Source organism: Vibrio sp. B1ASS3, from assembly GCF_905175355.1.
GTDB classification, from domain to species: Bacteria; Pseudomonadota; Gammaproteobacteria; order Enterobacterales; family Vibrionaceae; genus Vibrio; species Vibrio owensii.
In genome coordinates this window covers 1,636,266-1,652,463 of record NZ_HG992743.1, presented here as the reverse complement: position 1 = coordinate 1,652,463, position 16,198 = coordinate 1,636,266, and the positions used below count along the sequence as shown (strand labels likewise).

Genomic DNA, 16,198 nt, shown 5'->3' with positions numbered 1-16,198 from the left:
TTTCCATCAACTAAATAGTTCTAAAATTATTGGCTCTGATTTGGAGGTTTGTATCGATATATCAATGCTTTGAATGCTACCCCCCTTAAATCCTGCCTTACATATTGTTTTTCTTCATGGTCGTAATAGGCATTTAAAAAACTCTTCGCTCGAAAGATGCCGACTGTAATCACATTCGCTTCGCTAAACTTTTCTGCTGATTAATTCGCCTTGATTAATCCTGGTTTTTCTTAACTAGCTGATTTGGAAAGTAGAAGTAAGTATGTCGAAAGATTTTAGTCGTTTGATTCGCTCCTTAGGTGGTGCGTTTTTGTCGTTCCTAATGGTATTGATTGCTATGCCTGCGAAAGCGGATATAGCCGGGCTTGATGTCCAATTGTCACCGGTAAGTGGCCAATACGATAACGGCAGCCAGATTGAATATACATTGACCTTAACCAACACCTCTGGTTCCACACTTTCCGGGTTAGAGGTCAATGATGAGATCATGAACATCATGACTTCCGGTGATTCTGGTGGTTCGGTGAATGCGTTTGAAAGCGCAGAGATCTCCGCATCCGCTTCTTTTCTGTCTTCTGCTGGTGACTACAACCGAAATGGCAACCTAACTGCGGCTGATGTACGAATTCGTAATAACGGCACGGTTTCTTACACCATCAAAGCAACCGTTTCAGAGCAGGCGGCAGGTGATATTACTAACGTCGCTAGTGTCCGCTCTGGTGCGCTTTCACGAGAAGACTCAAACACAACTACCCACCAGAGAGTGGTGTATGAACACAGCATCGATCTTTCTGCGTCGGTTGATAAATATGGCACAGGGCAGGCTCTTGTTTACACCCTAAAAGTATCGAACACAGGCTCTGCAAAAATCCAAGGTATGACGGTTACCGACCTTGTGGCCGATATTGAGGCCGAAGACATCAATGGTGCAATGATTTCAGCCTTTACGTCCGTATCTAACAGTTCTTCTACTTCGGGTTCAGGGAGTAATGCGGGGACGTTCTCAACAAGCGGTAACTTGGATGCGAAGGATGTATCTATCGCAGTTGGTGGTTCAGTGACTTATACCATCCGAGGACAAGTTGCCCCGACATTGGTTGGCGATATTATTAACGACAGCGCAAAAGCAGAAACGCGTGATGACTTTAAAGCCGCCACAACAACGACAACGCCACCAAAAAGTGCGGATGTAACCCTTACTCATATACTTAACAAAAGCGACGATTATTTAGTTGGCGAAGACTTTTCGTACACCATAACAGTCCAAAATGCATCAAGTGCTGGTATCGCTCACAACTACACCGTTCAGCAGTTGATGGAGGATGTTGAGTCCGAACTAGGTAATGAGATCACTAATGGTAAAAATGCCGATGATACGACTGGCAACCCTTACTCGTTGTGGACGAACGAAGTTATTAGTATTGGTGCAAACAGCACTTCAGAACTCGATGCATCAGGCAAAGAAACGAATAAATCACTGAATGATAAAGTCTCTATTTACCCTGGGGAACAAATACTTTACTCCGTCGTTGTGCATGCTAGTCCTGTTGCTATCGGTAAGATCCCACAAGTTATTGCTCGTGTTTTAAATGGTGGCGGAACCTCAGACTCTGCCGATCAGCTAACAAATACTTTGAATACTGAAGAGGTGTTGGATTCCTCCTCAGGTAAAATTTCACGATTCAAGAAGACTTCTGACACGACGTATGTCCCTGGTGTTTCTGGTGAGAATGAAGTGGTTTACGACATCGAGATCTCGAATGCGGACTCGAAATACTTTGCCAATGATATAACCGTATTGGACAGGTTTGCATGTAACGTAACTGACCAAGTTGATGGTTCGTCTGGTTCTGCGTTCTCGGAGTGGAAGCTTGAAATCGCGGATAGCCGTGGCGAAGGCTCTAACTATGGTTCATTCAACTATGGCGCTTGGACAACCAATGACATCGATCTAAAAGTCGATTTAGCTCCAGAAGGCTATGTTCGTTACAAGCTGACAGCAAGAGTGGCGGACGACAGCGTTGGCCAAATTGTTGATGACGGCACAGATGCAGGTCTTTGTTTGGGCGATAACCTAGGCGAAGTCGGTTCTGGTGTTCAAATGCCAAACTCTAATTTGAAAGTCCAAAAAGAAGTCGACTCTCGTTACTACTCGTCTGGTAGTACTCTAAACTACACCATCACAGTAGAAAACAGCGGTGAAGGTTACGCGATCGATGTACCTGTTTATGATGATCTGGCTTCAGTAACAACGACGTCTATTAATGGCTCATCAACTCAAGCATACGTTAGTTGGGTTGTAACCGCAGTCGCTTACGCCGAGGATGGTACGGTTTCCACCATTAGTGAACCTGGCTTTACAGGGGAGATCAATGGTAACCAAAGCAACAAAAACATCTTAGATGTAAATGCGACGGTTGCCCCAAAAGAGACCATCATTTACTCGATTGCCGCGGTGGTAAACCCAATTGCGGATGATGAAATCCGCAACGAAGTTGAAGTGGATGGCAAGCTTTATTCTGATCGAGGTTCTTACCCTCGTGATTACTACCTCGTGTTGGATAAGCGCGTTGAAGGTAATGATGAAGAGAGTTGGTACACCAATACGACCAATGAAGTGACTTACACCATCAGTGTGACTAACCCTGAAGGCAATGGCTTTGCTTCTAATATCGCAATCAAAGACGAAATCAGCACCATAGAGGCAGAACTTTTAGAACCAGCAGGCGCGATGAAGAAAGTCTTCACCTCGTGGACTATTTCAGCAGACATTGAGGCAGATTCGCCTTGGTTAAAAGTGGCCGCTGACACCGGAGACTTTTCTGATAACAACGATCTTGATGTTATCGCTCAAATCCCACCGGGTGTAACCATCACATATACCATTGTTGGTACTCTTGATCGCAGTGTTGATACTGAAATCCTGTGGGGATCTTTCTCTAACACAGCAACCGTCAACTCAACTGAAACAGAAGACAACATCAATTTATCGGATTCAGTCACGACGCATCCGCATGAGCCTAACCTTGTTGTGGCAAAAACCGCTCAAAACGCCAATTTTATTGTTGGTGAGCGTGCAACGTTTGATATCTACATCTACAACCGTGGAGTGGGTTACGCCAATGATGCAACCGTTAAGGATGACATCGAAGCGTTGAACTTCTTCTCGAGCTGGTCTGTAACAGGTTCGACAAATACCGATGAGCCTGGTTCACGCTACGGTGATGTTGCAGATAACGAAAATATTGATACCGACGTCGATATCACTCCGGGAGGGTGGGTGCATTATGAAGTTTCCGGTATCGTCAAGAGTGATTACCCACACGATCAGGTTTCCAACCGTGTTGATGTTTATGATCCATTAACAGACCGTGACCATAGCTCTTCTGCGCAAATTGATAATAGTGACAGTCTTTTTGATATCAATGTTTCTATTACTAAAGCGACCAATGTAGTTCGTTATACGCCGGGTGAATATCTTGAATATACAATTTTAGTAAAGAATAACGATGAAGAAAGCTTCGCAGAAGTAGAGCTAAGAGACGAACTAACAAAGGTCATGACAACGCTTGCCAATGAAAAAACGGGAGTTGTGGAAGATGAGACAAATCAACCTGCGTTTGAGCACTGGTTGGTAGATACCGGTAGTGGTTATGGAAGTGAGTCTACCAATGACGTAAGAATTCATTTATCTCTTGAGCCTGATGAGTTGAAAACGATAAAGATCAGGGCTTTGGTCAAAGACAATGCAGTATCAAATGGGGTTGAAGCTGGTGACCTTGATATCATTCGTAACGAAGCGTTACTAATAGATATGCGCGATGCAGGTTGCACTACTTCATGTGAATACCTAAAACGTGCCGTTGCTGAAAACCATCAGGTTTATAACAATGGTGATGTTTTCCGTACCACTAACATCAACCGTTACTCTCCAGGTGATGAGCTGATCTATACCTTCAAGTACACCTCACAAGATGGCAAAGGCTACCGCAATAACGTTGATGTGAATGAATTGATTAATGGTATTTCAGTTCAATTGCAAGATGGCTCAACGGGCAACCCGTTCTATGATCCTACGACAAAGACTAATCAATTCAGTGTAAGCGTTGAGAAAAGTGCTCCTGCGAATGCGGGTACTACAGATGGTACTAAAGACGGTACGGTCGCTGACAATAATGACATTGTGACTACGATTGATATCGATGAAGGTGAAGATGTTACGTACACCGTGAAAGGGATTATTCGTCCGGATGCGGTTGGTGATATTAACTATCGTGACACCATTGTTATTCCGAATGATTATCACCTTAATTTTGACAAAATCACTGATGAAACGGTTTACGAACCGGGTAAAACTGTCACGTATCGTTTGATCATTGAGAACGACGGTAAAGCCAATGCTGATGACATTCCAATTGTCGATAATCTTGAGGATATCAAGGTTGATCTCGTTGATGGCGGTACAGGTGACGCATACGTTACTTGGGACGTTACCTCAAAGGCGACTGGTGACAACAAAGAGTATGTCGACGCTGGTGCAGGTGCTGGCAATGTCTACACATCTACTGATAGTAACCTTGATGTTTTAGCCGATATCCCAATGGGAGCTACGTTAGAGTATGAAGTGGTTGCGACAATCAATGACAAAGCTCAAGGCGAAATCGTCAACTTGCTAAGGGTTGATGGTGACAGCATTGCTCACAGTATTAAGCAGACTGTAAACAAAGTTGAGTACGAAAAAAATATTCTCGCTTTCTATGATGTAGATGGAAATAAACTTACTGGCGCAACTCACTATATGCCGGGTGGATATGTTGAGTATGAGATTCGGATAGATAACATAGCCGAGGCTCATGTCGATAATATGAGCCTACGTGACGACATTGATGAAATTATGACGGACTACTATGACGGTAGTCGAGGCCGTGCGTTCGATGAGTGGAGGATAACGACAGAGACCGATCATTCTGGTATCTCTGACCCGGATGTAGATGGTGCGATTGTCACAGGCACTTGGATTAAAGACCCTATCAATACTCACGTCGATATTGCGGCTAAAGACTTCGGTGGCTTCTTAACCACGCCTCATGTTCGCTACGTGATTCTAGCGAAGATAAGTCCAAAAGCGGTAGGTTCGTTTACTAACCGAGCGTTTATTGATGAAGATGATGGCAACAAGCTAATTGCAGTGTCTCCTCCAGCGTCAATGGCCGACCCGGAAATCAGCTTCAATAAGAAAGCCTTCTCTGATGCTGGATTCAGCGCAGAGAAAACTACCTACTCACAAGCATCGGGTGAGAGTGAGGTTTACTACCGTATTCAACTGAAAAACAACGGCTACGGCACCGAATATGGCGCTCGTCTAAAAGACACCATCGAGACGATTCAGACCCGTATTGCAGAAGACAACTCAACGGCGGGCGGGGACCCTGTCGGTCAACCATTTGATGCTGGTTGGGAAGTGAACCTAGTCAAAGATGCCGAACCAGACTCGATTACAGAGGCTGTTGGCTTTGTTGATGGTAACAATATCAATATTGACAATGACATTGTTATTGCCCCTCAGGAGTCATTGACGTTCACCGTCCATGGCACCATCCGAGAGGATGCATTGGGTGATATTAAAAACACCGCGAACTACGATGGCAAAAACCGCACGGCCACATTGCTGCCTTTGGCGAACAACATCAATGTGGAAAAACGCGTCGTGTCTATTAATGGTACGCCTTTCACCTCAGGAGATACTTACATCCCTGGTGACGAAGTGGAGTACGAGTTCGTGGTTACTAACCCAGAAAATGGGTGGGCGAACGATGTGCGTATTCAAGATACGGTGACCGATATTGGCGTTGAAGTTATTGGCGGAACAACCAAACCGGCGTATGCCTCTGGTGATATCAGTCATAAGGTGAGTAATGGTATCGACGCGAACATTGATACCTATGTTCCGGGTTACAGCGTAGCCGGTAATCTCGATATCGAAGTGGATATTGCAGCCGGCGAAGCGTTGACCTTTAACCTGACAGGTACAGTAAGAGACGACGCTCTGGGTGAGATTGAAGCGAACCGAGTGACCGCAGATGGTAAGTCGGCTTCGTCGGAGCCTATTCCTCCTAAGCCTTCAGAAATCAACTACTTCAAGACGCTAGAGTACACCGATGGCGATTCAGCGAGTTGTTCGGTTCCTTCTAGTGATGGCAGTGGCTGTACTTATGCTCCTCGTGGTGATGTGGAATATCAAGTCACCCTTGAAAACACGGGCGACAGCATCGCTAATGACGTTCGTGTTATCGATGCCATCAACCATATCAATACTTCAGATGGCACAGCAGCATTTACGAAATGGTCAACGTCGATCGCGGTTGAGCCTGTAGGGTCATATGCTGTAACTGGCAATTACGACGGCGGTGTTCCGTTAAATGCTACTGTTGACCTTCGACCTGGTGAGTTCATTGTTTTTGATGTGAAAGGGACGGTGGCTGCTTCTGCGACAGGTTCAATAACCAATACAGCACAAGTCAATGGGGACAACACGAATGATATTGTTCTAGAAGCTGGCCGATCTCAGTATTTGATCGATAAATGGACTGATACTCCTCAATATGTTCCGGGCGGGATGGTTAATTATTATATCGATATTACTAATGATGATGTAAGTACGGGCTATTTTGGATTACTAGATGACATCGCAAGCTTTGAGGTTGAAACCGTCGATGGCTCAATGAAGCCGGCTTTAGAAGAGTGGACTATGGATTATGAAGTGCTGCTAGACTCTGCGCCTTCTGATCCGGCAGCAAATGATTTCTCTCAGCTAGATAAACTCGTTGGTGTAACTAATCCGGATATCAATATTCCTGCCGGCTCAATAAAAATGGCAGGACGTGATGATGCTGGTACCGGTGGTGGTGGTGATTACACCGTTATTCGCATCCACATCCAAGGTAAAGTCCGCGATGACGCTGTAGGTCGTTTTACCAATACTGCCTTCTTATTGTATGGCCTAGGTAGTAAACGTGCTCAACTAGGGCCGCAACGCTTTATCACACCAAAACCGGGCCAATTGGCGTTGACCAAAGAGACAACACCAATTGCAGAACCAGATGCAAAATACCAACCGGGTCAGCCTGTTTCTTACAAAATCACGTTAACTAACGTCGGTGAAGGTTACTTGGTCGATCAAGTGTTAGTGGATCGCATCGATACCATTATGACCGATGTGGCGAACAGTACTGACAAAGAACAAGCCTTTACGGGTAAATGGGTGATCAGTGATGAAGTACTCGGTGGTAGTGGCGATCCTTTGCTGAACGCCCGTAAAAACGTGATCGATACCGATCAGGGTTACAGCGCGACTTACAGTATCCACCCGGGCGATAGTTACTCTCTCGTTGTAACGAATACCGTCAACGACAAGGCCAAAGGCAACATCACTAACTTAGTTAAAGTGGACAGTGATGGCACAGACTACACTGCGGAAGCGACGTATTTGCCTGAAGACGCGCAAGTCACGTTGGCGAAAGAAGTCGACAAGCTTGAATACCTACCGGGTGATACGCTGACTTATACCGTGACGGTTAAGAACAACGGCTTAGGTTGGGCAGAAGCCGTTGAAATTGAAGACACATTGAAGTCGATTGAAACGACACTTGCTGGCGGCACCACAGGAAAAGCGTTTGACCCAAGTTCAATTCAGATTTCAGCGGTTTCAACAACGGGTGAAACGCCAGTACCAGCACCAACAACAGGTGAAGATCTGAAAGAGACGCTGGATATCGCTCCTGAAGATACGATCGTTTATACCATTCAAGCGACAACGGTAGCCAATGCGACGGGTGACATCACCAATACCGCGAGTACAACGTTTGAAGGGAGTACAGCAGAAAAAAGCGTAACCAGTACGCCAATTCTAGCGACGGTGTCCATTAATAAGATCGTTGATACAACCACGTATGAAGTGACCAAACTGATCAACTATGACATTACGGTGAGCAATACGTCATTGGCGTTTGCTTCTGGTGTTGAACTGAAAGACATCATCAGCGACATCGATGTTGATACCACCAGTGGTAACAAAGAGTCAGCGTTTATGTTGTGGGAAGTGACGTACGAAGCATCGGATGAACGCACGGTTGTGACGCCAAAAACGTTTGAGCTGAGCGACGATATTAATGCAACCATGGATATTGCGCCTGAGAGTACCGTGACCTTCCGTGTGAAAGCGCTGATCCGTACCACAGCGATTGGTCAAATCAGTAACACTGCAACCGTCACTTATAACGGTGTTTCTCAAGAATCAACGGCGATTATGCTGCCGATGGATTCCGATTTTGTCGCCACCAAAACAAACGTTCAAACCGAATACGAACCTGGTGAAGAGTTGGAGTTCTTGATCACAATCGAGAATACCTCGAATAACTACATCACCGATTTGAGCGTGGTGGATGACATGTCGTCTATCCAAGTTGGTTATTACGATGGTACAACTGGCCCTGCGTTTGTAGATGGCTCAACATCGCTTGAGGTTGAATCACAGACCATAGGTAGCAATGTCGAATCGATCAGCCCGACAGAATACAGCGTGGATATTGCACCAAAAGGTAAGGTGGTATTCCGCGCGAAAGGCACGGTTGTGGATTCAGCGACCGGAGCCATTGTAAATACCGCGCAAGTCGATGGTGGTGATGTGATCAGCCCACCCGTTCAGAGTGTGAGTGCGGTTGTGCAGGCTGAGCTTTACACCGACGCACCACATTACGTGCCGGGTGAAAAAGTGGAATATCACTTAGTAGTTGAAAACATCGGACGCGGTATTGCAAAGAACGTAGCGGTCTACACTCAGTTCGCTGAATCCATGGGTGATTACATCGATGGTTCTCGTGATAAAGCCTTTGATGATTGGACGCTAACGGCGGATTGGCAAGGGGCTGAAACTCAGCCGGGCGATTATGAAGACGATAAAGACCTGTTCACCATCGTTGATATCGCACCGGGCGGTAAGATTGATTACACCTTCACGTTGACCGTCAACGAAGACATGCTGACCAACATTGATGTACTCGGTTACTACTTAGATCTGACGTGGAATCCGGCTGCAATGGCGCGCTCAAAAGGCATGATGCCTTCGCCAACCTCAGTGCAGGGTTCAGCAGACCAAGTTGCAGCGTTGGATTTACCGCCTGTTCCTGCTGAGCTTGTGGTCGAGAAGCGTTCTGATAAGCCGGAATACACACCGGATGATGATTCCGTCACTTATTACTTAGCCGTGACGAACCAAGGTGATGGTAACGCAGCCAATGTTCGTCTAACCGATGAAATCAGTGAGCTGCAAAATGAAGCGGGCAACAAGGTCTTCACCGACTGGACGATTGAAGGTGTTGAAGTAGACGACAGCGGCAGCGTGATTGATCGCCACACCTTCCCGGCAAGTGAAGATTTGGACTTAACGGTCAACCTTAAGTCGAAAAAACGTAATGCGTTTGCCTTTGAAGTTGTGGGCACGCTAGGTAAAGGCTTGGATGACGACATCACCAACACCTTTACCGCGACAGAAAGCGACGGTACACAAACCAGTGACAGCGTGACCACGCACATCAAGAAGATCCCAGATAACAGTGGTGAACTTCAGCTAACGAAAGCGGCGTTGCAAGACACCGCGCAAGTGGGTGATGCCGTGGAATACGAAGTCATTGTAGAAAACAACAACGAATCGTACTTCAAAAACGTCACCGTGGAAGACCGTTACCCAGGCGGCTTCAAGTACATCCTTGATACATCGGAAGTGGTGTTGAGTGGCCCAGATGGTGAGTTTGGTAATGAAGACGATCGAGTGTTGACGATCGAACCATCAGACACAGGCAAGTTGCTGTTTACTTCATTGAACTTCGATCCGGGCGAGAAGCTACGTATTCGTTATCTACTGCGAGTTTCCGTTGGCGCAACGTTTGGTGACTACATCAACACCGCGGTATCGAAAGTCGATGGCCTTGCGGTGTCGAACGAAGACAGTGCCAAAGTGACCGTAGAACCGGACAAGGTATTCGATACCTCATCCATCATCGGTAAGGTGTTTGAAGACCACAACAAAGACGGTTTCCAAGCAGACGCGACGGCATTTGATGTGGAATTGATTGCCAACTTGCCTACACAGGACTACATCGCTGGCTCTACAATCGTCGTCCGCGATGGGAAAGAGCTGTCGGTTGAGGATGAGCAAGACAATGGTCAAGTGATTTCAGCCGTGCAAGAAGGTGTTGAATTGGGTGACCTTTGGGGCCACTCAATAAACCGCACCATTTCTGAAACAAAATCTGTCGCGATTCAATTCAAAACACGTACTCGTGAGAGCTTTGATTTTACCGTCACATCGGACGGTGGCTCACGCATCGAATTTGATGCGCAAGGCCAAATCAAATTTGCTCATGAATCAGACAAAAAGAACGGCCTAAGTGCAGAGAATCTTAACGTCACAAGAAACCTCTATCGACATGGCGATGCCTACTTGTGGGAAATCGTGATTGAGAACAAAGGGGTTTATGAAGACGGGATACCTGGTGTCAAGCTGATGACGGTGGAAGGCATCGTCATTCATACAGACCAGTACGGACGCTACCACGTGCCCGACCAATGGGTGCTGAATAAGAAAGGGAAAAACTTCCTAGTGAAGTTAGACACTGACTCGCTACCGACTTCGATGGAAGTGGTGAGCGAAAACCCGAAAGTGTTGCGAATTACCCCGAATAAGCTCACGAAGTTTAACTTCAGTGTTCATCGCAAAGCGAAAGACACCGAGCAAGAGTAGTGAGTCATTGGAGCAGTATCTGGAATTTGTATGAAAGTATTTAGCAAGTCTCGTTTAGCTACCTGTATTATTTCTGCCATGCCGATGATGGGCATGGCAGCCGATACCAGTAAGTTAGAAAAACTCGAGTCAGAGACCACTGACATCGCGGTCGAAACACCAAAACAAGAAGACGACGCATCGCGTATTTATTTAGACCAAGGCGCAATTTGGGCGAGTCGTGATATCACGCGATTTGACCCAGTGCTTGATGTGAGCGTCAGTGATGAGCTGGAGGTGGAAGAGGGAACGCTGCGCGATAGCGTTGGTTTCACCATTACCACTAACTACAGCTACTACATCAAAAAATACCAACTTGAAGTTTATCGTGTGGGCGACTTTGGTTTGTCCGAGCCGATTGCTGTTCTAGAAGGCGATAAGTTGGCCAACGATTTTGACATCAACTGGGACGGTGCTACAGATGTAGACTACCAGTTTGATGTTGGTGGCCAGCTGTTGTTCCGACTTAAAGCATGGGACAAAGACGGCAATATGGATGTCACTACGGTTGGTGTGACGGATCTCGTTCGTCCGGATGCAGAAGTGGACATCGACCGAAACGACAACGAAGACGAAGAAGGCAAAGGCCGCAGCTATGGCCAAGCTAAGTTGATGCGTCACAACATTCCGACCGACGCAGGTCTGGCGAAGTTTATTGGTACCGGCCTTAAAGGCGTTGATAAAGTCATCATTGGCGAAGACGAATTCGACGTTGAAGATGGCAACTTGTACGCAGAGCAGTACCTACCTACCGACGCGTATGTATTCCCAACCAAAGTCGTGTTTGATAATGGCGATGAGCGCCGTTACCAACTCTACGTGCGTATCCCAGACACTTACTATGCTCAAACCGGTTTGGCGGATTTGTACATCGGTAAGAACAACGTATCAGGCAACAGTGCAGCGCTTGGCGTTGATGATCAATACCAAAATGACATCTATAACCAAGGTCGTTTGGCGTACTTTGGCCAAGGTAAGTTTGGTGACAAGCTGCGTATTACTACCCACTTTGACACCAAAGAAAGTGAACTGAAAGACATGTTTAAGCATCCGTTTGCATCGGAAGATTCAGACGTGTTTGACATTCTGGAAGACGATGACGAGTTGTACTACGGCAACTATGGCGACAGCTCGAACATCGAGAAAGTGGTCAATACCAAAGGCAAAGTCTACCTCAATGTAGAATACGACAAGTCGCAGTACTTGTGGGGTAACTACAACACGGGCGTCACAGGCACAGAAACCAGCGATTACAACCGCAGCTTATATGGCTTTAAAGCGGACTACCGCACTCGCGATACCACTCAGTATGGTGAAGACCGATTGAACATCGTTGGTTTTGCGGCAGAAGCGGATTCCCTATACGCACACGATGAATTTCTTGGCACAGGTGGCTCGCTTTACTTCTTGCGTCACGGCGAAGCCGTACCAGGCAGTGACAAGGTTTATGTTAGGGTCGTGGATGAAAGTGGTTTAACGCAAAACGAAGTGCCACTAGAGCCGGGGCGTGACTATGAATTCGACCCATACCAAGGCCGAATTATCCTGACTAAGCCGTTAGATAACATCATGTCTGACAGCTTCGGCAGCGTGATTGAAGGCAACGACGATTACGAAAACTATCTGGTTGTGGACTACGAATACGTACCACAAGGCTCTGACTCACTGGATGCGATGTCTTACGGCGGCCGTGTGAAAGGCTGGGTGAATGACTACATCGGCCTTGGCGTCACCTACGCGACGGAAGAGAAAGACAACCAAAACTACCAAGTTTACGGCTCTGATTTGACGCTTCGCGCAACGGAAGGAACGTTCATTAAAGCGGAATTCGCACACAGTGAAGGCCGACAAACCGAGTCGAACTTTGTCTCGTACGATGGTGGTTTAACCTTTACGCCGATTGGTGACAGTCTAGAAGACCGCGAAGGTGACAGCATTCAAGTGACAGCTGTTGCGAACTTGTATGACTTGGCTCCGAGCATCTTCGGTGCGGTCGGTAACGACGTCAAACTTTGGTACAAAGACAAAGACGCCGGTTACAGCTATGCAAGCAGCAGTGACGACCTTGAGCAAGAAGCTTATGGGGCGGAATTGCGCCTGCAAGCCACTGACCGTATTGCAGTGTTATCACGTTTTTCTGCCAATGAAGAGCGTGACATGGATGGCAATCTGAAAACAGATTCTGAGACCATTGAGCTAGAAACCCAATTCAAATTGACTCAGCACATCAAGCTGTCTGCAGCAGGCCAACAGGTGGATGAGCTAAACCAAGCCGATGAGCAAAGTAATGCAACCTTGGCGGGTTTACGTTTGGATTACATGTGGGACAGCGACAACAGCGTGTACGTCAAAGGCCAAACCACCATGAACCAATCGGACGACTACGACGATAATGACAGTGTTTCTGTGGGTGCTGAGTTCCGCGTGTTGGAAGACTTATCACTGGGTGGTGAGTACACCACTGGTGATCGTGGCGAAATTGCCGAAGCGACGGTGACGTATGATGTCTCTGACGACCACTCTACCTATGTCACTTACGTGGATGACAACTACGAAGGTGAAAACAACGTGATTGTCGGCCAGCGTGCTGACCTGACTTCAAGTGTGGATTTCTACCAAGAGAACCAGTTTGTCGATGAAAACGATGGCCACGGCCGTATCGACTCGTACGGATTTGGTTACGACGTGACAGACGATGTCGAAATGGGCATTGGTTATCAACAAGGTGAAATCGAAGACGATGAAAACCAAATCACCGAGCGACAATCGGTCAGCTTGAACGCGTCAATCGATTTGAATGACATCAACTTGAGCCACAAACTGGAATACCGTGTCGACAAGAACGAAGACGATCCCGATGTTGCACAACGAGAGCTGGAGCAGATCGTGACGACCAACAGTTACACGCATCGCTTAACGGAAGAGCACACCTTGTTTGGTAAGTACAACTACTCGATTACTGAGAGTCAAACCACAGGTGAGACCATGGCGCGCTTTGTTGAGGCAACAGGTGGTTTAGCATACCGTCCAATCTACAACGATCGTCTGAACTTATTGAGCCGTTATACCTACATTGCGGATTATGACCAACTAGACCGCGACGTGGATTACCAAGATGAAACCAGCCAAATCATCGAAGTCGAAGCGATTTACAGCATCGATGAAAACTGGGATGTCGGCGCGAAATACGCACACAAAGACAAAGAAGAAGTCTTTGCGCGTGAATCCGGTAAAAACGAAATCGTCAAAAGTGACATTGATCTGTATGGCTTAAGCGCCTCTTACCGAGTGATGAAAGAGTGGGACGTAACTGGTGAATACCACTGGAAAACGGACACCTTAAATGATGAGTTAGAACATGGTGCCTTGGTGTCAGTGAACAAGCACATCGGCAACAACTTCAAAGTCGGTATTGGTTACAACTTCTCTGCCTTTGATAGCGACTTAACCAACGATGATGACTACGACGCACAAGGCGTATTCATCAACTTGGTTGGTAAGTTATAACCCCATCCGTGAATGAGTGAGAGGAATTTATGAAAACAACCCTTCGTCTTCTTGGTGGGGTAGTGGGCACGCTGCTTATCGCTGGTTGCGCCACTGATACTTACGTAAGCCAAGAGAACCGAGACAAGTTTACCGACTTGGACGTATCGAAATTCTTAATCAGTGAATGTTTAGCGCCAGAGCGAGAAATTCACATTGCTGTGGCAGAGCACTTTGCTTTTGATAAGTACAACATTCGAGACGTAGATGCGACGAGTCTGAATGCCTTCGTACATGAAATCGAAGGCTTAAGCGGTCGAATTACCATTGTCGGTCATACCGATTACAAAGGCTCACTGGAATACAACGAAGCCTTGTCACTGCGCCGAGCTCAATCAGTGGAAAGCTTCCTGAAAGAAAAACTCGACCCAGACCATTATGATTGGGAAGTGAAGTATTTTGGTGAAACGCAGCCATTAGCGCTAGGTAAAACCGATGAAGATCGTGCTGAAAACCGTCGTGCTTTTGTGGTGTTCGAAGAGGCGCAAAAATATGAAGAAATGCCATTTTGTGAGCCACCTAAACCGGATCGAAAAATCTACATGGCGATGACACCGCACTTCGATTTCGACAAGTCCGAACTGAAGCTGGAAGATTTAGCCAAATTAGACAGCTTCACTGATAAGCTACAAGGTTTGCAGGGCAGTATTCTTGTCGCAGGCCATACTGACCAAATTGGTTCGATGTCATACAACGAGAAGTTGGCACAGCGCCGAGCATCTGAAGTGGTGAAGTATCTAAAAACCAAGATCGACCCATCGCAATTCTTGTGGGAAGTGACGTCGTTTGGTGAGCTACAACCGGTTATCAATGAACGCTCGAAAGAGGCCAATGCCCTTAACCGCAGAGCTTTCATCGTATTCAAAGAAGGTTCGATAGAGCAGCCAACTATCCAACCTAAACAATAATTAAAAAAGCCAGCCTAGGATTGAATCAATAAAGGCTGGCTTTTTTACCTTTATCCCTTATTTCCACTCTATTTTCTCCTCCTTTCCTACTTTCTCAAACGCTGGCAAATGAAATAAAACCGCTTTGCCCTTAGCACAAATTATTTTCATTTGTATTTCCATGAGTTGCACTTATCTGAATAACAATTATTCAATTTAAGTATCGAGAATCGCAATATGATAACGAGAATTGTGATATTGACCTGAAAAACATATAGGAATTTTCTGAGTTTTGGGTAATATCCTGATTTAGCGAGATTTATAGACTAACTTTATTAGTGACGTCGTGTTAGCTAAAGCTAGGTATATAACTATGAAATGGATTTTGTTGCTTGTAAGCCACACTTTGTGTGTTTTGGCTGGTTTTGCTGCGGGTATTTACGCTCTGCCTATTCTTATTCAGCCGGATTCGCCTGATGTTTCCGTCATCTCTAATTCCACTGAAGGTGTGCTGTATCAAGGCTCTTTTGATCGCAACCGAACTGACAGTGATTTCCTACACTGGGGAGAAGGGGAGATCTGGTTAACAGAGGACACAGTTGCGTTCCAAGGTGAGCTAGCTCCGGGCCCAGATTATAAAGTTTACCTCTCTCCAACATTCGTTGAAACGGAAGCTGATTTCAATCGATTGAAGCCGCAAATGATTAATGTGGGTGACGTAAAAACATTTGACCGTTTTATGGTCACTCTTCCTCAAGATCTGCCTTTAGACAACTACACGACCGTTATTATTTGGTGTGAAACATTTGGTGAATTTATTACCTCTGCGCAGCTTGAATCTGTCGCAAATCTGAACCAGAACTGACAGCCCAAAAGTTTTAACTGATGCCGAATAAAAAATGACAGAAACGTGACAATGTTAATTTTT

4 protein-coding genes are annotated in these 16,198 nt (G+C 46.2%); all 4 read left to right on the top strand.

Annotation, left to right across the window (positions count from 1 at the left end; genetic code table 11):
- The first annotated feature begins 262 nt into the window (after positions 1-262).
- The 4 genes from KJB05_RS25625 (at position 263) to KJB05_RS25610 (ending at position 16,135) form a co-directional block, all read left to right on the top strand.
- Positions 263-10,798: a DUF11 domain-containing protein gene (locus KJB05_RS25625; RefSeq protein WP_213053118.1), complete on the top strand. Its 10,536-nt coding sequence runs from the start codon at positions 263-265 to the stop codon at positions 10,796-10,798.
- A 30-nt stretch (positions 10,799-10,828) separates the two neighbouring features.
- Positions 10,829-14,344: a hypothetical protein gene (locus KJB05_RS25620; protein WP_208444303.1), complete on the top strand. Its 3,516-nt coding sequence runs from the start codon at positions 10,829-10,831 to the stop codon at positions 14,342-14,344.
- Between the two features lie 29 nt (positions 14,345-14,373).
- The gene (locus KJB05_RS25615; RefSeq protein ID WP_208444302.1) at positions 14,374-15,291 is read left to right on the top strand and encodes an OmpA family protein; all 918 of its coding nucleotides are present in this window, start codon (positions 14,374-14,376) and stop codon (positions 15,289-15,291) included.
- Positions 15,292-15,643: 352 nt separating this feature from the next.
- Entirely contained in the window at positions 15,644-16,135 is a 492-nt protein-coding gene (locus KJB05_RS25610; RefSeq protein ID WP_208444301.1) for a DM13 domain-containing protein, read from the top strand.
- Positions 16,136-16,198: the final 63 nt, after the last annotated feature.

Excerpts from the sequence above, each read along its gene's own strand:
- KJB05_RS25615 (WP_208444302.1), top strand. The coding sequence starts at position 14,374 with ATGAAAACAACCCTTCGTCTTCTTGGTGGGGTAGTGGGCACGCTGCTT.
- KJB05_RS25610 (WP_208444301.1), top strand. The coding sequence starts at position 15,644 with ATGAAATGGATTTTGTTGCTTGTAAGCCACACTTTGTGTGTTTTGGCT.
- KJB05_RS25620 (WP_208444303.1), top strand. The coding sequence starts at position 10,829 with ATGAAAGTATTTAGCAAGTCTCGTTTAGCTACCTGTATTATTTCTGCC.
- KJB05_RS25625 (WP_213053118.1), top strand. The coding sequence starts at position 263 with ATGTCGAAAGATTTTAGTCGTTTGATTCGCTCCTTAGGTGGTGCGTTT.